The sequence below is a fragment of the Micromonospora desertarenae genome, from assembly GCF_056150265.1.
This window is the reverse complement of record NZ_JAXCFQ010000012.1, coordinates 160,061-181,303: the sequence shown is the minus strand read 5'-3', so window position 1 is coordinate 181,303 and position 21,243 is coordinate 160,061. Positions and strand designations below refer to the sequence as shown.

Genomic DNA, 21,243 nt, shown 5'->3' with positions numbered 1-21,243 from the left:
GTCACCGCCGCGCCAGCACCAGCTCCGCCGTCTCCCACAACCCGGGCAGGTACGCCAGCACCGCGTCCGCCCGCCGCCGCCGATCCGCCGCCGACGCCACCCCCAGATCCGCCAACGCCGCCTCGAACAACGGCAGCAACCGCGCACCCCACTCCGGCGCGTCCGCCGCCAGGATCGCGTGACACCGGGCGTACGTCGCCAGGATCCAGAACATCGCCTCCCGATGCCACCCCGCCGCCACCAACGCCGCGCTGCCGTCCACCGCCACCACCCGCGCCGCCGGCGTGATGTCGGCACTGAAGAAGAACGGCGTCCGCGCCACCTCGGCCGCCACGTCGAACGTGCGCGCCAACCCGGCCAGATGCTCCCGCACCCGCGCCGGACCCACCCCGCCACCGTCCAACAGCGCCAACAGACCCGGATAGCGCCCCGCCAGCCCACATGCGGCCAGCAGCTGCGCCGCCCGCACGTAACGCCGCCGCACCGTCGGCTCGACCAACCCCGCCACCAGCGGCAGCACCGCCGTCAACGACGTCGGAAACAGCCACGCCGTCACCTGCTCGTGCAACGGCGCCGCGGCGTCCAGCTCCCGCAACCCCCGCTCGACGCGCTCCCGCACCCCGGCACACCGCCGCCGCACCCACCGCGGCTCGGCGAACTCCGCCGCCACCCGCCGGTGCGCCGCCGCCAACCGCCCCGTCGGATCCGCCAGCACCGCGCCCGCCCGCACACACCCGGCGAACACGAACGACCCCAGCACCTCCTCCGGCGCACCCAGCTCCGCCCAGGTCAGGAACGTCACCTCCAGCAACACCCCGCCCCAGCGGAACTTGCCCAGCTTCCCGGCCGGCGCGTCCCGCACCACCAGCACGTCCACGTCCGACCACGGCGGCAGCACCGCGTCCGCGGGCATGCCCACCGTCGAACCACTGAGCAACGCGCCCCGCACACCCGGCTCCCGCGCCGCGTACTCCCGCACCCACCGGGCCGCCACCGCGCGCGCCGCGCCCACCCTCACCGCGGCAGCTCCCCGCGCACCAGCCCCGCCAACACCCGGTTGGTGCGGTTGGCCCGCACCGCGTCCCGCTGCTGACCGGCCGTCACCTCGATGTACGCCTGCGACGACGCCAACGACGCGTGCCCCAGCAACCGCATGATCTCCGCGGCGCTCGCGCCGTCCTCGGCCAACCGGGTCGCGAAGGTGTGCCGCAGCGCGTGCAACCGGGCCCCCGGCGGCACCCGGTCGGTGATGCCCGCCCGCCGGTAACATGACTCCACCAGGTACTGCAGCCCGCCCCGGCGCAGCGGCGCGCCGCGGCGGTCCACCAGCAGCGGCGCGTCCGGCCGCACCGTGCGCGCCCCGAACCGCCGGGCCCGGCTGTCCAGGTAGGCCACCAGCACCCCGTCCAGCTCCGGTTCGATCGGCACCACCCGCGGCCGCCCGCCCTTGCCCGCCACGTCGACGCGCCGCTCACCGGGCCGGCCCGCCAGCGAGCCCACCCGCAGCGCCAGCAGCTCCGACAGGCGCAACCCCGCGCAGAGCGCCAACGCCAGCACCGCCACGTCCCGCTCCGGCCACGGGTCACGCTGCCGGGCGTGCTCGCGGGCCACCGCGGTCAACAACTGCTCCGGAGTGTCCGCCCCGCGCAGCGGCTTGGGCCGGGGGAGCGGCGCCCTGGGCCGGTCCACCGCCGGCATCGGGTTGCCGCCCACCACCCCGTCGGCGACCAGGAAGGAGAAGAAACTGTTCCAGGTGGACCAGGCCCGGTGCACCGACGCCGCCGCGCGCGGGGCGGCGTACCGGGCGAACGCCGCGCGCATCAGCCGGGGAGTGAGGGCGCTGATGCCCAAAGCGTCCAGGGGGAGGGGAGGGGTGACCAGCTCGCCGGCCAGGGCCGCGACGGTGCGCAGGTCCCGCCGGTACGCCTCGAGCGTGTGCGGGGACGGCTTGCGGGTGGCCCGGGCGGTCAGGAACTCCTCGATCAGCTGTTGCACCGATTCGTCCTGTTTGTCATGCATAAGGGATATTATGCATGATTTTCGCGTTCGTCGACAGGTCAGGGGAGGGCGCGGATGCGACGGTACGTGCTGACCGGCGCTCCGGGAGCGGGCAAGACCAGCATCGCCGAGGAACTGCGCCGGCGGGGATATCCGGTCGTCGCCGAGGCGGCCACCGACGTGATCGCGGCGGGGCAGGCCCGGGGCGTGGCCGAGCCGTGGGCGGAGCCGGACTTCGTCGAGGCCGTCACCCGGCTCCAGCGGGCGCGCCAGACCGGGGCACGCGGCCCGGTGCAGGTGTACGACCGCTCACCACTGTGCACGCTCGCGCTGGCCCGGTTCCTGCGCCGGCCGGTCGGCGAGGTGCTGGCGGCGGAGGTCGAGCGGGCGGCCCGGGAGGGGATCTACCAGCGCCAGGTGTTCCTGGTGCGGCCACTGGGTTTCGTCATGCCGACGGCGGCCCGCCGGATCAGCTACACCGAGGCGCTGGAGTTCGCCCGCGTGCACGAGCGGGTGTACGCGGAGCACGGCTACCACCTGGTCGACGTCCCACCCGGCCCGGTCGAGCGACGCGCCGCAGCGGTGGCGGCGTACCTGGGACCGCCCCGGTGAGGGGGGCCCGGATCCGGTTACTTGACATAATGTACATTATCGAATCGCTGCCGGTAGGCGGATGACCTGGAACTTCACCCGGGTCAGCGGCGCCGATGTTTGTTCTCAACCGTCCTGAGCTGATGCGCCGCGGCGACCGGCAAGACCACCGCGATCAAACAGCTGGGCCGGTTGCACGAACTGCGAGGCCGGGCCCGCTATCCCGGCGGCGACCGCACCCCCGTCGTCTACGTCACCGCCCCGCCGAACGGCTCACTGGCCGGCGCCAAGCCGTCCTGAGACTCCGCGCCCCGCTCGCCAACGGCGACTTCGACCGTTACCGGACACTCCCACCTCGAAAAGAACACCAGCGCAACCACCGGGCCCGCTACCGACTCGCTGCTTGATCTACCAGGCCGGTCCCAGCAATCTGCACCCGCCGCGCACCGTCCCCAGTCGAGCGCGAGCCGCCCGCAGGTGCGCCTTTCGCCCTTGAACAGCAGGCCCGCAACCTGCCCGCAGCCGCGCGATGTCCGCAACCCCCGGCCCAGTGGCGCGCCCAGGAGCGCGCGCACAACCGACAGATACGTCACAAGTGCGCGCTTTACGCGTTCGGGTCCCAGTCTGCGAGCTGCTCCATCGGCTCGGTGTCGCCGGTGGTCTCCAGGCCGTCGAGCGGGACGCGATCGTAGAAGTAGAGGACCATTTCGCTCGCGGTGCCTCGCATCGCCATGTCGCCCGGTTCCGCGTCGGCGGCGAGGTCGTCGCAGCGGACGCCGTCGGCGTTGAGGGTCAGGCGCCAGGAGCGGCCCTCGGTCGTGTGCAGGTCGATGGTCGCCGGCTTGAACGGCCAGGGGACGGTCGTCGCCGCGACGGTCGTCAGGAACTCGTCGACGCCCTCGACCGCGACGTCCGTCGGCAGCGGCTGTGCGGCCCCCTGGGTGAGCTGGGCGTCGTAGGTGTGGACGGCGATCTCCTGGATCTGGTGCCGGGCCACGGCTCCGCTGGTCTCCGGGGCCTGCGAGCGGCCCCACCAGGTCCAGCAGCCGCGGTCCGGGCCGGCCTCGCGCATCGCGTCGAGCATGAGTGCGGTCGACTCGGCGAGCCAGGCGTCCAGGGCTTCGCGGTCGCGGGGGGCGGTCGGGGCGCCCTTCGGGTCCGTCCTAGCCGGGGGCTCAGCGCCCGGGCCCGCCGCGACGATGGCGGCCTGGCGGCGACGGCCGTCGCCGAGGTGCTGCGCCAGTTCGCGCAGCGTCCAGTCCGGGCAGGTCGGGACCTGAACGTCAAGGTCGGGGGCGGACGCGATCGCGGCGCGGAACGCGGCCGAGCGGTCTTCGATCAGCCGCAGGACCTCGGGGAACTCCAAGATGTTTTGCACGTCGGTTGTCTAGCACTGCGCTCCGGCCGCCGGGTAGCGAATTTGTCGGACGAACGCGTCGACGGCCGGGCGGAGCGCCGGCGCCGAAGCCGTCCTGAACTCCGCGCACTGCTCGCCAACGGCGACTTCGACCGCTACGGACCTACCATCTGAGCCAAGAGCACCAGCGCAACCACCAGGCCCGCTACCAACTCGGAAAACGGTTGAGCGTTCCCCGCGCGCTCCCGTAGGTTGCCGACGGCCCGTCGCCGTGAAGACAGAGGACATAACCGCGTGACCCCGCCTGCTCTCTAGACCTGACACCTTCTTCCGCTCACCGGTAGCCGACGCTCCCGTCGGTTCCGCCGGGCTGCCCTCGTGCGCCCGGTCATGCAGCGTTCGAGGCCGCGCGTAATCGGCCTCGTGTCGGGTCTCGAGAGATCAGGTCTAGAGAGTTCATGTCTTCACAACCTCATACCGTGCTGCCCTGGGTCGTTCGTCGGACCAGGCTGCCGCTGCTGTCGCTGCGCTGCGTGGACTGCCGGTCCGGGTCGGCCACCACCGGCGACGGCAGGTTCCGGGTCAACGCCAACGGCAACCTGCTGGACGTGTGGCTGCTGGTCCGCTGCGTGTCCTGCGACCGGACGAGCAAGCTCACCGTGCGTGAGCGGGCGCCGGTCACCTCCTTCGATCCGGCCGAGCTCCACGGCTACCACGTCAACGATCCGGCCCTGGTGGCCGCCAGGCTGCTGGATCCCCTGCTCGCCCGGCGCAACCGCTTCACCCTGGACTGGACGGACGCCTGGCGGCTGGACATCCCGTCGACGTGGCGCGACGAGGCGTGGCCGGTCCGGGTGGAGGTCGCCTTCGAGGATCCGGTGCCGGTGCGCCCCGAGCGGCTCATCGCGCACGGGCTCGGCCTCAGCAGGAACGACGTACGGCGTCGGGTCAAGTGCGACGTTCCGCTGAGCCGTCGGACGAGCGCCGGATTCACGTTCACCGTGATGGCCGGCGACTAACCGGCAGCGGCCGGGCGGGCCAGGTGCCCGCCCGGCCGCACCCCTGTCGCCCGGCCCACCGGGGTCTCCCCTGTCCCCCGTCACCGAGGGCGGTGTGCACCAGGGCAGTTCCCGGGCCAGCAGCGCGGCGGTGAACTGCCAGGAGCACCACCTCGCGCGCGGTGTGGAGGTGGGATTCGTGACGCTGCGTATACGGCCTGCGGATCGATGCTCCTGCATCGGTCCCCGGTCTTCCCGCGGAGGCGCTTCGGGAAGGGCTTCGACGATGGTCGATGCCGCCCCTCGCCGGAGACAACCCCGGTGGTGTGGCGGGCGGGGTGCGTACAACCGGGGTGGTAGGCGTTTCGGCAACTCCGGCATGACGACTCCGGGCCCGGCTGGTCCATACGCTGCCGCCTGTACCGGTCATGCAACGAAGGGATCACCCCGATGTCCGTCCGTCACCTGCTCACCGCCGCCACCGCCGCCCTGGTCGGGGGTGTGGGGTTCGCCGCGCCGGCGGCCGCGCACGCCTCGACCCAGCCGGTCGCGGCCGATGTCTACACCATGAGTGCCGGGCGGCTGGGCGCAAGCGTGGCCGCCGTGCTGGGGCTGGCCGGCGCGATCGTCGGCGGGTTGGCGCTGGCCCGCCCGGCGGGTCGGCTCGGCGCCGGTCGGCTCGGCGCCCGCGTGAGCCTGGTGGCGGGTCTGCTGGGTATCGCCCTCGGTGGGCTGGTGGTGGCTACGTCGGACAGTGGCATCGGCACCGGCAACGGGCGGGGTGGGGCCTACCTGGCCCTGCTGGTCGGGTTGGTCGCGGTCGTCCTCGGTGGGCTGGCGCTGGCCCGCTCCCGCCGCGCCGGCTGACCGAAGGGGCGCCGACCCGGCGCACGGGCCGGGTCGGCGCCCGTCGACGGGGTTCAGCCGGGTCGGCGCTGGCGTGGTTCGGCCGGGTCAGGAGCGGGTGAGCCAGCCGGGGACGGTCAGGCCGGACTCGTAGGCGAGGATCACCAGTTGGGCCCGGTCGCGGACCTGGGTCTTGGTCATGATCCGGCTGACGTGTGTCTTGGCGGTGGCCGGGCTGAGCACGAGACGTGCGGCGATCTCGTCGTTGGACAGGCCGGCGGCGACCAGCGTCAGCACCTCGCGTTCCCGCTCGGTGAGCGCGTTCAGCCGGGGGCCGGGGTCGGGGTGCGTGGCCCGGGCGGTGAACTCGGCGATCAGCCGGCGGGTGATCGCCGGTGCGATCAGCGCGTCGCCGCGGGCCACCACCCGCACCCCGTGGATCAGTTCGGCCGGTTCGGTGTCCTTGACCAGGAAGCCGCTCGCGCCGGCGCGCAGCGCGCCGTAGACGTAGTCGTCCAGGTCGAAGGTGGTCAGGATGATGACGCGCACCGGTGAGCTGGCGGTGATCTCCCGGGTGGCGGCCAGGCCGTCGAGGCCGGGCATCCGGATGTCCATGAGGACGACGTCGGGGCGGAGTTGGCGGGCGAGCCGCACCGCTTCGGCGCCGTCGGCGGCTTCGCCGACCACCTGGATGCCATCCTCGCCGTCGAGGATGGACCGGAAGCCGGCGCGGACCAGGGTCTGGTCGTCGGCGAGCAGCACCTGGATCACGGGTTCGCTCCGCTGAGTATCGGGTCGGGGCGCAGCGGCAGGCGGGCGCGGACCTGGAAGCCGCCGTGCGGGCCGGGGCCGGTGGTGAGCGAGCCGCCGAGGGCGCGGGCTCGCTCGCTCATGCCGAGGATGCCGTTGCCGGGCGGGCCGGGTGTGCCGGTGCCGTCGTCGTCGACTTCGACCAGCAGGTCGTCGTGGTCGGGGCGGACGCGGATCACGGCGGTGGTGGCGCCGGCGTGCCGGGTCACGTTGGTGAGGGCCTCCTGCAGGATCCGGTACGCGGCCAGGTCGACCTCTGGCGGCAGCGGCCGGGGCTCGGTCAGCTCGGTGCGGACGGCGAGGCCGGAACGGCCGGCGGTGGTGACCAGCTCGTCGAGGCGGTGCAGGCCGGGCGCGGGTCGGGTGGGTGCCTCGCCGTCCTGGCGCAGGATGCCCAGGGCGGTGCGCAGCTCGCGCAGGGTCTCCTTGCTGGCCTGTTTGATGGCGGTGAGGGCCTGCGCGGAGCGGGCCGGGTCGGGCCGGTGCAGGGCGGCGCTGGCCTGCACGTTGATCAGTGAGAGGTGGTGGCCGAGCACGTCGTGCAGGTCGCGGGCGATGCGCAGTCGTTCCTCGGTGGCGCGGCGGCGGGCTTCCTCCGCCGTGCGTTGTTCGGCGGCGAGCGCCCGGGCCTGTGCCTCGGCGAGGTAGGCGCGGCGGTTGCGGGTGACGCCGACGATGACCGCGACGAGCCATCCGGCGTGCAGCAGGGTGGCTCCGTTGGCGGTGCTGCTGTCGTAGCTGTCGGCGGCGGCGAAGGCGAGCACGGAGGCGACGCCGAGGCCGATGGCGGCCGCGAGGTGGCCTTCGTCGACGACGGTGTAGAGGGCGACGACGAAGACCAGCATGATCGGGCCGGGGCGGTGCAGCAGCGCCCCGTACGCGCTGACGGCGGCCAGGGCCACGACGCCCACCGCCACCGGGTGGCGGCGGCGCGGGTACAGCGCGGCGGTGCCGGCCAGTACGGCGAGCAGGGCGAGCGCGTCGGCGGTGGTGTCGATGCCGCGGGACTGCGCGAGCAGGCCGACGAGGGCGACCAGGCCGACGGCGAGCGGCAGGGCGGTGGTGGTGGCCCGGCCGTGCCATCGCCAGCTCGACATGGGCCGAAGCCTAGACCGTCGGGTCGGGGCGGAGAAGGCCGCGGTGTCGGTGCCAGCGGTGGCGGGCCCGGGTCGGCGGGCCGCGCGGTTCTCGTCGCGGGTGGTGGGTCAGCGGTAGTAGCCCTCGACCGGTTTGCGGGCCTCGTCGAACAGTGCGGGGCCGTGCTGGGGTACGGGCCGCGGGCCGGCGGTGAAGCTGGGCGACTTGAGGCTGTCGAGCTGGGTGGTGGCCAGGGCGAACACGACGCGGCCGAGGCCGGAGCGTTCGAGCGCGCCGGTGCACATGCCGCAGGGCTGGCAGCTGGTGTACATGGTGGTGCCCGCCGCCACCTCGGGGGTCAGGTTCGCGGCCGCCCACCGGGCCAGCTTCAGTTCGGGGTGGGCGGTGATGTCGTTGTCGGTGATGGAGGTGTTGCGGTCTTCGGCGATCACCGTGCCGTCCGGACCCACCAGCAGGGATCCGAACGGCGGGTTGCCCGCCTGCCGTGCCGCGTCGGCGAGGGCGATGGCTCTGCGGAGGTGACGGTCGTCGTCGGGGTGCACTGTTGCTCCGTTCATCGGTGGTGGGTCTGGTCCCAGTGGGCGGCCACGGTGGCGAGCGCCTGCCAGGCGGTCCGTGGCCGGTGGGTCTCGTCCGGGTCGCCGTTGAAGGGGTCGAGCACGACCGTGTCGGCGCCGAGGAGGCGCAGCTGGTCGAGGTCGTCGACGATCTGTGCGATGGTGCCCTCGCCGGCGAGGCGTTGGGGGCCGGTGACCGGTGTCGTGGTCAGTCGTAGCGCGATGCGGGGTGCCAGGGTGGGGACGGGTCGCCGCTGCTGGTCGGCTACGGCCGTCAGTCGCCGCGTCGCCTCGCGCAGCCAGGGCAGGGTGATGCGCAGTGGATGCCAGGCGGCGCCGAAGCGGACGGCCCGGGTCAGGCCCGCGTCGCTGTTGCCGCCGATCCAGATGGGTATCGGCCCGCCGCGGTAGTCGGTGTCGTCGGCCCAGGCGTCGCGGATCGCCGAGAGGTGGTCGTCGGTGAGCCGGCCGCGGCGCTGGAACGGGATGCCGAGGGCGGCGAACTCCTGGCGGGCCCAGCCGACGCCGACGCCGAGGACGAGTCGGCCGCCGCTGAGTTGCCGGAGGTTGGCGGCCATGCGGGCGGTGAGCAGCGGGTGCCGGTACGGGGCGACGAGGACGGTGGTGCCGAGCCGGACCCGGTCGGTGACGCCGGCCAGCCAGGCGAGGGTGGTGAAGGGTTCGTAGAAGGGTGCGGGGTACTGCTCGGCGACGTCGGCGGTCACGGCGATGTGGTCGGAGACCATCAGCAGGTCGAAGCCGAGGCCCTCCACCGTCTGCGCCCAGCGGCGCAGCACGTCGGGGTTGGTGCCGGGCCCGAAGTTGGGGACGTTGACGCCGATCTTCACGGGTTCAGGCTATTCGGCGGTGCCGGGCTGGTTGAACAGAGTTCGGCCGGGGGGTGGGCGTTTCTGTAGTGGATCTGCCGGTAGTTTTCCCGGATGGCCGAGAGTCTCGACGCGACGGACTGGGCGATCCTGAGGGAGCTGCAGCGGGACGGGCGGGTGCCGCTCACCGAGTTGGGGCGACGGGTGAACCTGAGTGCCTCGGCGACGACCGAACGGGTGAAGCGGTTGGAGGCGGCAGGGGTCATCGCCGGTTACCGGGCCGACGTCGACCTGGTGAAGGTCGGCTATCCGGTGCTCGCCGTGGTGCGTCTGAAGTATCCCGGCAGCCGGCACGAGCCGCTGCACCGGCTGCTCGGGGAGCGCGTGGAGATCCTGGAGTGCCTGCGTACCACCGGCGAGGACTGCTATTCGCTCAAGGTGGCCGCCACGTCGATGGTGCACCTGGAGGAGTTGGTCAACGAGCTGGCCCGGTTCGGCAGCACGACCACCAACATCGTCTACAGCCAGACGCTGCCCTACCGTGGTCCGGTGGGCCGGCCGGGGTCGTGATGGTGCCCGCGGGTCCGGGCCGGGTGCGGTCCGGACCCGCGGGGTCGGTGGGTCAGCGCCACGGCACCTGCGGGGACGGGTAGAAGTCGACCTGTTGCAGGCGCCAGCGGGGTGCCTGGGCGCCGAGCCGGGTGCGGAACGATTCCCAGTCGTGGCTGGCGGCGGTGGACCAGCCGAGTTCGGCGATGGCGGGTAGCCGTGGGAAGGCCATGTACTCGATGTCGTCGAGGGTGCGCAGGGTCTCGGACCAGAGTGGGGCCTCGACGCCGAGGACGGCCTGCTCCCCCACGCCGGTCACCCGTTGCGCCGGGTCCCAGTCGTACGCGTCGCGTACCTCGATGTAGGCGGCCCAGGACAGTCCGAGGCGGGTGGTGCGGTCGTACTTCATGTCGAGGTAGGCCTTGTTCGCCGGGGACATGACGACCCTGTTGCCGCGGGCGGCGGCCTCGGCGAGGTCGGCGTTGGTGGTGCCGGTCCCCCAGAACTGTGCGACGACGTCGGTCGGCGGGTCGACCTGGGTGATCTCGTTCCAGCCGGAGGCGCGTTTGCCGTACTTGGCGACAAGGGGCAGTACCCGCTGCATGAAGGTGCGGTAGTCCTCGTCGGTGGTGGCGTGGGCCTCGTCGCCGCCGATGTGCAGGAAGGGACCGGGGGTGATGGCGGCGACCTCGCGGATGACGTCCTCGACGAAGCGGTAGGTCAGTTCGTCGTGGATGCACAGGGAGCTGTAGCCGACCGCGATGTCGGTGCGCGGCGGCGGGGCGACGCCGTCGCAGTTGAGTTCGGCGTAGGTGGACTGGGCGGCGTTGGTGTGCCCGGGCATGTCGATCTCGGGGACGATGGTGATGTGCCGCGCGGCGGCGTAGGCGACGACGGCCTTGTAGTCGGCCTTGGTGAGGTAGCCGGGTCCGACGCCGTCGACGCCGGTGCCGGGGCCGCCGCCGACGGTGGTGAGCTTCGGCCAGGAGTCGATCTGGATGCGCCAGCCCTGGTCGTCGGTCAGGTGCAGGTGCAGGTAGTTGATCTTGTACTGGCTGAGCAGGTCGATGTAGGCGGTGATCTCGTCGACGGTGTGGAAGTGCCGGGCCAGGTCGAGCATGGCGCCGCGGTAGGCGAAGCGCGGGTGGTCGACGATCCGGCCGCCGGGGACGGTCCAGGTGGTGCGCTGCCGGTGGTCCGCCTCGATCTCGGCGGGCAGCAGTTGGCGCAGGGTCTGGGTGCCGGCGAAGAGTCCGGCGGCGGTGTTCGCGCGGATGGTGACGCCGCGGCGGGTGACGTCGAGCTGGTATCCCTCCTGGCCGACGCGGGCTTCCGCGCCGCCGAGGAGCAGGGCGATCTCGGGCAGCGGGGTGGCGCGGACGGGCAGCACGGGCAGCGGGTAGCCGGTGGCGGGGCGCAGGGTGTCGGCGAGTTGGCGCCCGACCCGCCAGGCGTCGGCGGAGCCGGGTGCGGTGCGGATGACCGTCAGCGGGCCGAGGGTGAAGGTGCCGCGGGCGTTGGGGCGGGTCTCGACGGGTGCGGGGATGACGTCGCTCAGCTGCCGGGTCGGGGTGGGCGGTGCGGCGACGGCCGGCGCGGCGGGCAGGGCGATCGGCAGGGCGAGGGCGGCGGTGGCCAGTAGGCGGGTGAGGGTGTGGCGGCGACGCACGGATACCTCCAGGCGCTCGTCGTGATCGGTGATTGTCGATCAGTCCTGGACGCTACCCGGGTCACACCCGAACTGTAAACCTTCCTTATCGTTGTGGTTCGTTCGGCGGCTCCCCGAGGGCCCGCACCGCCTCGATCGGATTCGGCGGCGGCGGCGCGCGCGGAGGGTCGGCCCGTGGTCAGGGGCCGTCGCGCAGGCGGGCGTGCAGGTGCATGTCGTGCCAGCCGTCGATCCAGGCGCGGGCCTCGTCGTCGGTCATCGACCGGCAGTGCCAGCGGCGGATCGCCGGGTCGGCGTAGCCGGCGACCACGGCGGCCCGGTCGCTGCGCCGCCAGGGTCGCAGTCGTACGCCGTCGGCGTCGATCTCGGGTTGCGGCAGTCGCGCCATCGTGCCGGGCGCCAGCAGCGGCGGGACGAGCAGGGGCATGCCGCGATCCTCACCGACCCCTCGGCTACCGGTGTGGCCGGCGGGCGAGGACCAGGGTGGTGCACAGGCGCAGCACCACGGTGCCGCCGAAGCCGTCCACCACGGACCGTAGCGCGGTCAGCGCGCGGGCCTGCTGCTCGGCGGGGTGCTGCCGGTACGGGCCGAAGGTCTGCAGCAGGCGCAGGTAGCCGTCGGTGCGCAGCGGGATGTCGCGGTGCACGGTGTCGACCCGGATATCGGTGAACAGGCCGCTGTCGGTGATGTCGTGGGCGAACCAGCCGGCGGGTCGTTCCTGGACGGTGGGGTCGATGGCGCGCAGCGCGGCGTCGACGGCGGCGCCCTGTGCCGGGTCGGCGTAGCCGTACTTGTGACCGAAGACGGCCAGGGTGCCGCCGGAGGTGAGCGCGGCGTGGGCGCGCTGGTTGCGGGTGGCCGGGTCGAGCCAGTGCCAGGCCAGCGCGCAGGCGATCACCGGTACGCCCCCGGCGGGCGGCTGCCACTGTTCGAAGGTTTGACCGACCACGGTGACCTGCGGGTAGCGGGTGGCCAGCACGGCGGCCATCCGCGGGTCGGGTTCGACGCAGGTGATCGGGGCGTCGAGGCGCAGCAGCACCTCGGTGGCCTTGCCGGTGCCGGCGCCGAGCTCGACCACCCGGCTCGGGGCGCCGCCGTGGTAGGCGCGGATGGCCTCGGCGATGGTGGCCGGGTATCCCGGACGGGCGTCGTCGTACAGGTCGGCGACGTCACCGAAGACTCCGGTCATGGGCCGATGATGTCAGAGGCCGCCGGCGACCCGCAGCACCGCGCCGGTGGTGTAGGAGGCCTCCGGGCTGAGCAGCCAGGCCACCGCGGCGGCGACCTCGTCGGGTTCACCGGCGCGGCCCAGCGGGATCCGCCCGGCGACCCGGTCGGGGCGGTCGGGCATGCCGGACAGGGCGTGGATGTCGGTGCGGATGATGCCGGGGGCGACGCCGTTGACCCGGATGCCGCGGGGGGCGAGTTCCTTGGCCAGGCCGGTGGTGAGGGTGTCGGTGGCGGCCTTCACGGCGGCGTAGTGGACGTACTCGCCGGGGCTGCCGAGGGTGGCCGCGGCGGAGGAGATGTTGACGATGGCGGCGCCGCCGCCCATCCGGCGGGCGGCCTGCTGGGCGCAGAGGACGTAGCCGATGAGGTTGACGTCGACGACCTCGCGCAGGTCGGCCGGGTCGAGGTCGGTGAACGGCCCGATCGGGCTGGTCACGCCGGCGTTGTTGACCAGGCCGGTGAGCTCGCCGAGGTCGGCGGCGGCGTCGAACAGCGCGGTGACCTGGTCGGGGTCGCGGGTGTCGGCGGGCACCGCGATCGCCCGTACGCCGGCGGCGTGCAGGTCGGCCAGGACGGCGGCGGCGGCGTCGCGGTCGCGGCGGTAGGACAGCGCGACGTGGTGCCCGGCGCGGGCGAGCCGGCGGGCGGTGGCGGCACCGATGCCGCGACTGCCGCCGGTGATGACGGTGACCGGATCCAACGCACCTCTCCCCTGCCGTTGCCGCTGCGCCGACGCTACCGTGACCGGCACGGGCCGGCGGGGAGGGGAACATCACATGACGCGGGCGTTGGTGCTGGGCGGCGGTGGGGTGACCGGGGTGGCCTGGGAGCTGGGGATCCTCGCCGGGCTGGCCGACAGCGGTGTCGCGCTGGCCGGGGCGGACCTGGTGGTGGGCACCTCGGCGGGGTCGGTGGTGGGCGCGCAGGTGTGCTCGGGCCGCCCGGTCGAGCAGTTGTACCAGGCGCAGTTGGCGTCGCCGGGCGGTGAGGCGGCGGCGCGGTTCGGGTTCGCGGCGGTGGCGCGGCTGGTGTGGGCGGGCGGGCGTACCCGGGACGCGGTGCGGTCGCGGGCCCGGATCGGGGCGATGGCGGTGGCCGCGCGTACCCCGTCGGAGGCGTCGCGGCGGGCGGTGATCGAGGCGCGGCTGCCGCAGCGGGACTGGCCGGCGCGGCGGTTGCTGGTGACCGCGGTGGACGCGGCGTCGGGTGAGTTCGTAGTCTTCGACGCCGACAGCGGGGTGTCGCTGGTGGACGCGGTGGGGGCCAGTTGCGCCGTGCCGGGGGTGTGGCCTCCGGTGACCATCGGTGGGCGGCGGTTCATCGACGGCGGGATGCGCTCGGCGGTGAACGCGGACCTGGCCCGGGGCGCGGACCGGGTCGTGGTGCTGGCGCCGACCGCTGCCGCGTTCGGGCCGATGCCCCGGTTGTCGGCGCAGGTGGCGGCGTTGCGGGCGGCGGGGGCGCGGGTGGCGGTGGTGTCGCCGGACGCGGCGGCGCGGGCGGCCATCGGGCGCAACGTGCTGGACCCGGCGCGGCGGGCGGCGGCGGCCCGGGCCGGGCGGACGCAGGCGGCGGCGGTGCGTGACCAGGTGGCCGCGGTGTGGGGTTGACCTCTACGCTCGCCGCGTCGGTGTCGAGGGTGGAGGTGCGCGGTGCTGGGTGTCGGGGACGTGGTGGAGGACTTCGCGCTGCCGGACCAGACGGGCACGCAGCGGCGGTTGTCGCAGTTCCTGGCGGCCGGCCCGGTCGTGTTGTTCTTCTACCCGGCGGCGATGACCCGTGGCTGCACCGCCGAGAGTTGCCACTTCCGGGACCTGGCGGCGCAGTTCGCGGCGCTCGGCGCGCAGCGGGTGGGGATCAGCCGTGACCCGGTGGCGAAGCAGGCGGAGTTCGCCCGGCTGCACGGGTTCGACTACCCGCTGCTGTCGGATGCCGACGGCGCGGTGGCCGAGCGGTTCGGGGTGCGGCGGCGGCTGCCGCTGGGCCCGTTGAGCACCCGGCGGGTCACGTTCGTGATCGGCACCGACCGCCGGCTGATCGAGGTGGTCCACAGTGAGCTGAGCATGACCGGGCACGCGGACCGGGCGTTGCGGGCGCTGGGTGGGTGATCCCCGGCGCGGCGCTGTCGCAGCCGGCTGGTATCAAGGCAGGCATCAAACAGGTGTACGGAAGAGGTTGCTGATGGGTGCCGCTGGCCAGGGGTTGTCCGACGACGATGTGCGCAGCTTCCGGGAGGCGCTGGCGGCCGGCCGTAAGCCGAAGGTGGTGTTCACCGCCGCGGCGGGGCAGATCGCCGGGCAGGTCGGCCAGGTGGTGGAGCTGACCGACCCGGCGGTGTCGGAGGAGTTCGTGGTGGTGCGGTTCGGCCGCGACGAGTTGCCGTTCTCCCCCGCGGACGTGGCGGTGGCGCCCCGGGGCGCCGGGCGCAAGGCGGCGGCGGAGCCGCAGCCCGAGCCGGAGCCGCCGGTCACGCCGGCGGAGCCGGAGTTCGTGTTAAACCGGGTGCCGGCGCCGCGACCGGCGCGGCGGGAGGAGTCGAGCGTGCAGACGGTGGAGGCGGCCAAGCCGGCGCGCCGGGCGGCCAAGGCGGCCAAGCCGAAGGGGCCGGCCGGGTTGACGGTCACCCTGGCCTACACCGACGGCGAGTGGACGGTGGCGGCGCAGCAGGGCAGCAAGGCCCTCGCGAAGCCGTACGTGGTGAAGCCGGCGGAGGCGCTGCGGATGGTGGCGCTGGTGGACGTGCCGGGGGTGCACGAGGCGGTGGAGCAGATCCTGGCCGCCGAACGGGCCGAGGCCGAGCAGCAGGCCGAGCGGCTGCGCGCCGAGCTGGCGGAGATCGAGGCCCGGCTGGCGGAGCTGCGCGAGGCGCACTGAGCCGACCGGTGGCGGGGCGGGTGGCGGTGGCCGTCCGCCCCGCCGGCGTTTCGCCGGTCAGTGGCGTTGCCGGTGGTGGGTGAGCAGCTTGCCGAGCAGGCGGGTGAGCTGGCCGCGTTCGGTGGCGGTGAGCGGGGCCAGCAGGGCGTCCTGGACGGCGGCCAGGGTCTCCCCCATGCGGTGCAGCTCGCGCTGCCCGGCGGGGGTGATGGTGATGACGTTGCGGCGCCGGTCGGCCGGGTCGGGCGCGCGGACCACGAGGTCTTTCGCGACGAGTTCGTTGACGGTGGCGACGACGTCGCTGCGGTCGATGCCGCCGCGCCGGCCCAGGTCGGCCTGGCTGGCCGGGCCGAACTCGTCGAGCGCGGCCAGGATCCGGTAGTGGTAGCCGCGCGCCCCGATGCCGCCGAATCCCTCGCTGACCAGCCGGCCGGCGTGGGCGGCGGTCTGGGTGAGCAGCCAGCTGGGGGTGGTACGCAGCCGGGTGGGGGTTTCCGACTCGCCGATGTGGTCCATGGGCAGAGCCTAACCCGGTTGTTGGCAGGACCCACGAATCCCGTTATCGTTGGCCGCGCCAACATTGGCTCCGCCAACATCAGGAGGATCGTCATGACCACCGTCAACGGCCAGGTCATCGGCCAGGCCCACTACGCGACCCGGGCCGTGCTCGAACGCGAGCTGGTCGGGTTCGGCCTCACCTTCCACCAGTCCCTCGCCCTCAACGCCGTCGCCGCCGAGGGTGGGACCGTCGTCCGGGCGCACCTCGTCGAGCGGTTGACCGGCGCGCTGAAGGTCGACCGGTCGGTGGTGCTGACCGCGGTGGACGACCTCGTCGCCGGCGGGCTGCTGCGGGCGCTGCCCGACGGCGGGGCCGCACTGGCGCTCACCGACGCCGGCCGCGAGGTGCAGCGCCGCGTCGCGGACGTGGTCGCCGTCATCGCCGCCCGGCTGTACGCGGACATCCCGGCCGCCGACCTGGCCGTGGCCGGGCGCGTGCTCACCCTGCTCAAGCAGCGGGCCGACGCCGAACTGGCGGCGACCGGGAACGACGCGCCCACGGCGGCGTGACCCGGGCCGGTCACCCCCGCGGCGCAGGGCCGCCGCTCGCGGCGGCGTGCGGGCCGCACCACGGCCGCGCTCGGCCCGCCCCGGGGCCCGGCCGGCGCGCCGCCGGGTCAGAGCGTCGCGGTCAGCCGCTCCACCACGGCGGCGGCCGGGCCGGTGGTGGCGTGCCGGTAGCCGGTGCCGGCCCACAGGTGCACCCGGTCCGGGTGCCCGGCCGCGGCCGCCGCCGCCCGCATCCCTCGGGTCAGGTGGTGCAGCTCCGGGTAGCCCAGCGGCGCGTCCGGCTCGTACCGGTCGATGAAGGCGTTGCGCAGCCCGCGCGCCGGCCGGCCGGTGAAGGCGCGGGTCACGACGGTGCCGGTGCGGGCCGGGTCGGCCAGCGCGTCGCGGTGGGTGCGGCTGGCGCCGCTCTCGTCGGTACGCAGCAGCAGCGTGCCGACCGCCACCGCCGCCGCGCCGGCGGCGAGCAGGTCACGCACGTCGTCCGGGCCGGCCACCCCGCCGGTGGCCACCACGGGCAGGCCGGTCGCCGCGACCGCGACGCGTACCAGCGGACCGGTGGACAGCGGCGGGGCGGGGCGGCGCGGCGTGTGGGTGCCGCTGTGCCCGCCGGCCTCGGTGCCCTGGGCGACGACGCCGTCGACCCCGAGGTCGCCGGCGGCGCGCGCCTCGTCGGCCGAGGTCACCGTGACCAGCACCCGGGAGCCGGCCCGGCGCAGCGCGGCCACCGCCGCCGGATCGGGCAGCCCGAAGGTGAAGCTGACCACCGGCACCGGGTCGGCCAGCAGCAGGTCGATCTTGCCGGCCCAGTGGTCGTCGTCGTGCACCGGGGCCGCGGCGGCCAGGTCGAGCCCGTACGGCTCGCCCTCGGCGGCGATCCGGCGGGCGTAGGCGCGGAAGGTGGCCTCGTCGATCTCGCGGGGGCCGGGCACGAACAGGTTCACCCCGCACGGCGTGCCGGTGGCGCGCAGGTCGGCCAGGTCGGCGGCGACCGCCTCGGCGGTGCGGTAGCCGGCGGCGAGGAAACCGAAGCCACCGGCCGCGGCGACCGCCCGCACCAGGGCGCCGGTGGTGGCGCCACCGGCCATCGGGGCGCCGAGCAGCGGAGACGCGCAGCCGAACAGGTCGCGCCAGGGTGCGCCGGTCACCGGCTCACCCTAGCCGGGCGCCGGCCGGCCCGCCCCGGGGAGCGGGCGGGCCGGCCGGGGGTGGGTCAGTGCTGCGGGATGTGCGCCACGCCGATCCGCTTGCGGAACACCCAGTACGTCCAGCCCTGGTAGGCCAGCACGATCGGGGTGAACACCACCGCCACCCAGGTCATGATCTTCAGGGTGTACGGGGTGGAGGCGGCGTTGCTGGCGGTCAGCGTCCCGGCCGCGTCCAGGGTGGACGGCAGCACGTTCGGGAACAGCGCCGCGAACAGCGTCGCCACCGCCAGGCCGATCGCCACCGCGGTGCCGGTGAACGCCCAGCCCTCCCGGCGTACCCGGGCGGCGGCGAGACCACCGAGCAGGGCCAGCGCCGCGGCGACGGCGAGCACGACGGCGGCCGTGCTGGAGCGGATGCCCAGCGTCCAGGTCAGGAACGCCACCGCCAGCACCGCGGCGCCGACGCCCAGGCGCACCGCGAGGGCGCCGGCCCGCTCGCGCACCTCACCGACGGTCTTCAGCGCGACGAAGACCGCGCCGTGGGTGAGGAACAGCGCCGCCGTGGTCGCCCCGCCGAGCAGGGCGTACGGGTTGAGCAGGTCGAGCAGGCCGCCGACGTACTCGTGCTCTGCGTCCAGCGGCACGCCGCGCAGGATGTTGGCGAAGGCCACCCCCCACAGCACGGCCGGCACCAGCGAGCCGAAGAAGATGGCCGCGTCCCAGCGCCGCTTCCAGGACGGCTCGGGCCGCTTGTGCCGGTACTCGAAGGCGACGCCGCGGGCGATCAGCGCCAGCAGGATCAGCAGCAGCGGCAGGTAGAAGCCGGAGAAGAGGGTGGCGTACCACTCGGGGAAGGCGGCGAACATCGCGCCGCCGGCGGTGATCAGCCACACCTCGTTGCCGTCCCACACCGGCCCGATGGTGTTGATCAGCACGCGGCGTTCCCGGTCGTCGCGGCCGAGCACGGGCAGCAGCATGCCGACGCCGAAGTCGAAGCCCTCCAGGATGAAGTAGCCGGTGAACAGGACGGCGACGAGCAGGAACCAGATGGTGGTGAGTTCCACGGTGGTCTCCGGTGGTCAGTAGGCGAAGGCGAGCGGGCGCTCGGCGTCGTCGTGGCTGTCGTCGATCTCGGTCGCCGGGCTGACGTCGGGCACGCCGGCCTTGGCGTAGCGCAGCAGCAGCTTCACCTCGATCACCGCGAGGGTGGCGTAGATCAGGGTGAACGCGGTGAACGAGGTGAGCACCTCGGTCAGCGAGACGCTGCGGGAGACGCCGTCACGGGTGAGCATCTCGCCGAAGACGATCCACGGCTGGCGGCCCATCTCGGTGAAGATCCAGCCGAACGAGTTGGCCACCAGGGGCAGCAGCGGCATGACCAGGCCGGCGCGCAGCAGCCACCTGCTGGTCGGGGTGCGGCCCTTGCGCTGGCTCCAGAGCACCAGCAGCGCGATCGCGGCGGCGGCCAGCCCGAAGGCGATCATGAAACGGAAGCTCCAGTAGGTGACCGGGATGATCGGGGTGTAGCTGCCGGCGCCGTACTGGGCGGCGTACTGGGCCTGCAGGTCGTTGATGCCGTGCACGGTGCCGTTGGGGTCGCCGGTGCCCAGCCAGGACAGCAGGTACGGGATCTTGATGGCGAACAGCTCCCGGCTGCCGTCGAGGCTGCCGACGGTGAGCACGGAGAACGAGGCGGGGCTCTCGGTGGTGTAGAGGCCCTCGGCTGCGGCCATCTTCATCGGCTGCACCTCGGTCATGATCTTGCCCTGGATGTCGCCGGTGACGACCACGCCGGCGGTGGCGACCAGGGTGACCCAGGAGCCGAACGTGGCGGCGAACCGGTAGGCCGGGGTGTCGGCCGAGTCGCGGTTGCGGATCAGGTGCCACAGCGCGACGGCGACCAGCAGCGAGCCGGCGACCAGGAACGCCCCGGCGATGGTGTGCGGGAAGGTGACCAGGGCGACCTTGTTGGTCAGCACCGCGAGGAAGTCGGTGAGTTCGGCGCGGCCGGTCTCCGGGTTGATCCGGTAGCCCACCGGGTTCTGCATGAACGAGTTGGCCGCCAGGATGAAGTAGGCGGACAGGTTGGTGCCGATCGCGGCGGCCCAGATGGCGGCCAGGTGCAGCCGCTTGGGCAGCCGGTCCCAGCCGAAGATCCACAGGCCGATGAAGGTCGACTCCAGGAAGAAGGCGACCAGCGCCTCGATCGCGAGGGGGGCGCCGAAGATGTCGCCGACGAAGCGCGAGTAGTCGCTCCAGTTCATGCCGAACTGGAACTCCTGCACGATGCCGGTGACCACGCCCATCGCGAAGTTGATCAGGAAGAGCTTGCCGTAGAACTTGGTGAGCTTCAGGTACTTCTCGTTGCCCGTGCGGTGCCACAGCGTCTGCAGGATGGCGACCAGCACGGACAGGCCGATGGTCAGCGGTACGAAGAGAAAGTGGTAGACGGTGGTGACACCGAACTGCCAGCGGGCGACGTCCAACGCGTCCACCTGCAACCCCCAGGCTGTCATACTACGAGACGTAGTAAATACTACTGCCGGTCGTAGACGGATCGGCAGGGTCGGGGGTCCCGAACCGGACCGGGACCAATGACCTTGATCACCCCGGCCGGGCGGCCCCCGTCCCGGCGGACCACTGCCCGCCCTGACCCCCGGCCCCGGGCCCGACCGTGCGACCATTGCGCGCTGATGGAAACCGCCCACTCCCCCTGGCAGCCGCCGCTGATCTGGCGCGCCGCCCAGCTGCTCGCCCGCGTCGTCGTCGCCCTGCTGGCCCGGCTGGAGGTCACCGGCGGCGTCCCGCCGCAGTTGCGGCGCGGGCCGCTGATCCTGGCCGCCAACCACATCAGCCCGTTCGACCCGGTGGTGATGGCCGCCGCCTGCCGGGCGGCCGGCGTCGCCCCCCGGATCATGGCCACCGGCGGGCTGTTCCGCGCGCCCGTCGTCGGGGCGGCGATGCGCCGCGCCGGGCACATCCGCGTCGAGCGGGGCACCAGCGCCGTGCACCAGGCCCTGGACGACGCGGCGGCGGCGGTCGCCGGCGGGTCGGTGATCCTGGTCTACCCCGAGGGACGGATCGGCCTGGATCCCGGCATGTGGCCCGAACGCGGCAAGACCGGCACCGCCCGGCTGGCCCTGGCCTGCGGCGCACCGGTGATCCCGGTCGCCCAGTGGGGAGCGCACGAGGTGGTGCCCTACCGCGCCCCGAAGGGGTTGCTGCGCGGGCTCGCCCGGTCGGTGCTGCGCCGCCCGGTGATCCGGGTGCACTTCGGCCGGCCGGTCGAGCTGACCGACCTCGCCCACGGCGTCCCCGGTGCGGCCCGGCGGGCCACCGACCGGATCATCGACGCGCTCACCGACGAGCTGGCCCCGCTGCGCCCGGACGAGCCCGACCGTCCCCGCTACGTCGACCCCGGCCGCCCGGCCGACACCAGCCGCTCCCACCGCCGCCGCCCACCGGCCTGACCGGCCGGGTGGGCCGGCACGGTGGCGCGGTCCCGCCGGCCCGACCGCCGTGGGTGGCACCGGCGCGCACGCCGGGCATCGCCCGGTTGCCGCCGCCGGTCCGCCGATGCCGCACGCCGGACCTGGCCTCACCCCGGTCCGACGGTGCGTGGCGT

At 73.9% G+C, this 21,243-nt stretch carries 24 protein-coding genes; 9 read left to right on the top strand and 15 right to left on the bottom strand.

The genetic code is table 11. The features are described 5' to 3' along the window. Window position 1: 1 nt before the first annotated feature. Complete coding sequence (locus tag SM577_RS23835) at window positions 2–1,018, bottom strand: hypothetical protein (protein ID WP_302922620.1); 1,017 nt, start codon at window positions 1,016–1,018, stop codon at window positions 2–4. Then, on the bottom strand, window positions 1,015–2,019 hold the full coding sequence (locus tag SM577_RS23830) for a tyrosine-type recombinase/integrase (RefSeq protein ID WP_474588012.1): 1,005 nt from the start codon (window positions 2,017–2,019) through the stop codon (window positions 1,015–1,017). The genes SM577_RS23835 and SM577_RS23830 overlap by 4 nt, the downstream gene beginning before the upstream one ends. Window positions 2,020–2,073: 54 nt before the next feature. Here SM577_RS23830 and SM577_RS23825 point away from each other — a divergent pair, with 54 nt between their 5' ends. After that, the gene (locus SM577_RS23825) at window positions 2,074–2,610 is read left to right on the top strand and encodes an AAA family ATPase (RefSeq protein ID WP_474588011.1); all 537 of its coding nucleotides are present in this window, start codon (window positions 2,074–2,076) and stop codon (window positions 2,608–2,610) included. Window positions 2,611–3,193: 583 nt separating this feature from the next. Here the strand turns inward: SM577_RS23825 and SM577_RS23820 are convergent. Further along, on the bottom strand, window positions 3,194–3,967 hold the full coding sequence (locus SM577_RS23820; RefSeq protein WP_302922623.1) for a maleylpyruvate isomerase family mycothiol-dependent enzyme: 774 nt from the start codon (window positions 3,965–3,967) through the stop codon (window positions 3,194–3,196). A gap of 458 nt (window positions 3,968–4,425) precedes the next feature. Here SM577_RS23820 and SM577_RS23815 point away from each other — a divergent pair, with 458 nt between their 5' ends. Together SM577_RS23815 and SM577_RS23810 are read left to right on the top strand one after the other, a co-directional pair. Beyond that, window positions 4,426–4,965 (top strand): DUF1062 domain-containing protein, encoded by a 540-nt coding sequence (locus tag SM577_RS23815; RefSeq protein WP_474588010.1) that lies wholly within the window; start codon window positions 4,426–4,428, stop codon window positions 4,963–4,965. A gap of 429 nt (window positions 4,966–5,394) precedes the next feature. Beyond that, window positions 5,395–5,811, top strand: a complete 417-nt coding sequence (locus tag SM577_RS23810; RefSeq protein WP_474588009.1) for a DUF6223 family protein — start codon at window positions 5,395–5,397, stop codon at window positions 5,809–5,811. Window positions 5,812–5,898: 87 nt separating this feature from the next. On the opposite strand, the gene SM577_RS23805 is transcribed toward SM577_RS23810, so the two are convergent. From SM577_RS23805 to SM577_RS23790, 4 genes are all read right to left on the bottom strand, one after another. Beyond that, window positions 5,899–6,561, bottom strand: a complete 663-nt coding sequence (locus SM577_RS23805; protein WP_302922626.1) for a response regulator transcription factor — start codon at window positions 6,559–6,561, stop codon at window positions 5,899–5,901. Further along, entirely contained in the window at window positions 6,558–7,697 is a 1,140-nt protein-coding gene (locus tag SM577_RS23800) for a sensor histidine kinase (protein WP_302922627.1), read from the bottom strand. The genes SM577_RS23805 and SM577_RS23800 overlap by 4 nt, the downstream gene beginning before the upstream one ends. A gap of 108 nt (window positions 7,698–7,805) precedes the next feature. Beyond that, entirely contained in the window at window positions 7,806–8,255 is a 450-nt protein-coding gene (locus SM577_RS23795) for a nucleoside deaminase (RefSeq protein ID WP_302922628.1), read from the bottom strand. Then, complete coding sequence (locus SM577_RS23790; protein ID WP_474588008.1) at window positions 8,252–9,103, bottom strand: LLM class flavin-dependent oxidoreductase; 852 nt, start codon at window positions 9,101–9,103, stop codon at window positions 8,252–8,254. Before SM577_RS23790 ends, SM577_RS23795 begins: the two co-directional genes overlap by 4 nt. 93 nt (window positions 9,104–9,196) lie before the next feature. Between SM577_RS23790 and SM577_RS23785 the strand changes: the two genes are divergently transcribed. Continuing rightward, on the top strand, window positions 9,197–9,652 hold the full coding sequence (locus SM577_RS23785; RefSeq protein WP_302922630.1) for an Lrp/AsnC family transcriptional regulator: 456 nt from the start codon (window positions 9,197–9,199) through the stop codon (window positions 9,650–9,652). 52 nt (window positions 9,653–9,704) lie between these two features. Here SM577_RS23785 and SM577_RS23780 read toward each other — a convergent pair whose 3' ends face one another. The 4 genes from SM577_RS23780 to SM577_RS23765 form a co-directional block, all read right to left on the bottom strand. Then, entirely contained in the window at window positions 9,705–11,300 is a 1,596-nt protein-coding gene (locus SM577_RS23780) for a beta-N-acetylhexosaminidase (RefSeq protein ID WP_474588007.1), read from the bottom strand. Between the two features lie 178 nt (window positions 11,301–11,478). Then, a complete protein-coding gene (locus SM577_RS23775; RefSeq protein ID WP_474588006.1) occupies window positions 11,479–11,727 on the bottom strand; it encodes a GNAT family N-acetyltransferase in 249 nt (82 codons plus the stop codon). 25 nt (window positions 11,728–11,752) lie between these two features. After that, window positions 11,753–12,490, bottom strand: coding sequence for a class I SAM-dependent methyltransferase (locus SM577_RS23770; protein WP_474588005.1), 738 nt, complete (start codon window positions 12,488–12,490; stop codon window positions 11,753–11,755). A 12-nt stretch (window positions 12,491–12,502) separates the two neighbouring features. After that, entirely contained in the window at window positions 12,503–13,231 is a 729-nt protein-coding gene (locus SM577_RS23765; RefSeq protein WP_474588004.1) for an SDR family oxidoreductase, read from the bottom strand. A 76-nt stretch (window positions 13,232–13,307) separates the two neighbouring features. Between SM577_RS23765 and SM577_RS23760 the strand changes: the two genes are divergently transcribed. From SM577_RS23760 to SM577_RS23750, 3 genes are all read left to right on the top strand, one after another. After that, window positions 13,308–14,141: a patatin-like phospholipase family protein gene (locus tag SM577_RS23760; protein ID WP_474588003.1), complete on the top strand. Its 834-nt coding sequence runs from the start codon at window positions 13,308–13,310 to the stop codon at window positions 14,139–14,141. Window positions 14,142–14,183: 42 nt separating this feature from the next. Further along, entirely contained in the window at window positions 14,184–14,639 is a 456-nt protein-coding gene (locus SM577_RS23755) for a peroxiredoxin (protein ID WP_474579763.1), read from the top strand. 73 nt (window positions 14,640–14,712) lie between these two features. Further along, the gene (locus tag SM577_RS23750; RefSeq protein WP_474588002.1) at window positions 14,713–15,405 is read left to right on the top strand and encodes a hypothetical protein; all 693 of its coding nucleotides are present in this window, start codon (window positions 14,713–14,715) and stop codon (window positions 15,403–15,405) included. Window positions 15,406–15,462: 57 nt separating this feature from the next. Here SM577_RS23750 and SM577_RS23745 read toward each other — a convergent pair whose 3' ends face one another. Beyond that, window positions 15,463–15,921, bottom strand: coding sequence for a MarR family winged helix-turn-helix transcriptional regulator (locus SM577_RS23745; RefSeq protein ID WP_302922637.1), 459 nt, complete (start codon window positions 15,919–15,921; stop codon window positions 15,463–15,465). A 93-nt stretch (window positions 15,922–16,014) separates the two neighbouring features. Between SM577_RS23745 and SM577_RS23740 the strand changes: the two genes are divergently transcribed. Continuing rightward, window positions 16,015–16,473, top strand: a complete 459-nt coding sequence (locus tag SM577_RS23740) for a hypothetical protein (RefSeq protein ID WP_474588001.1) — start codon at window positions 16,015–16,017, stop codon at window positions 16,471–16,473. A gap of 107 nt (window positions 16,474–16,580) precedes the next feature. Here SM577_RS23740 and SM577_RS23735 read toward each other — a convergent pair whose 3' ends face one another. From SM577_RS23735 to SM577_RS23725, 3 genes are all read right to left on the bottom strand, one after another. After that, a complete protein-coding gene (locus SM577_RS23735; RefSeq protein WP_474588000.1) occupies window positions 16,581–17,618 on the bottom strand; it encodes an NAD(P)H-dependent flavin oxidoreductase in 1,038 nt (345 codons plus the stop codon). A gap of 65 nt (window positions 17,619–17,683) precedes the next feature. Beyond that, entirely contained in the window at window positions 17,684–18,682 is a 999-nt protein-coding gene (cydB, locus tag SM577_RS23730) for a cytochrome d ubiquinol oxidase subunit II (protein ID WP_474579766.1), read from the bottom strand. A 15-nt stretch (window positions 18,683–18,697) separates the two neighbouring features. Next, window positions 18,698–20,113: a cytochrome ubiquinol oxidase subunit I gene (locus SM577_RS23725; protein WP_302922802.1), complete on the bottom strand. Its 1,416-nt coding sequence runs from the start codon at window positions 20,111–20,113 to the stop codon at window positions 18,698–18,700. A 198-nt stretch (window positions 20,114–20,311) separates the two neighbouring features. Between SM577_RS23725 and SM577_RS23720 the strand changes: the two genes are divergently transcribed. Then, window positions 20,312–21,088, top strand: coding sequence for a lysophospholipid acyltransferase family protein (locus tag SM577_RS23720; RefSeq protein WP_302922641.1), 777 nt, complete (start codon window positions 20,312–20,314; stop codon window positions 21,086–21,088). Window positions 21,089–21,243: the final 155 nt, after the last annotated feature.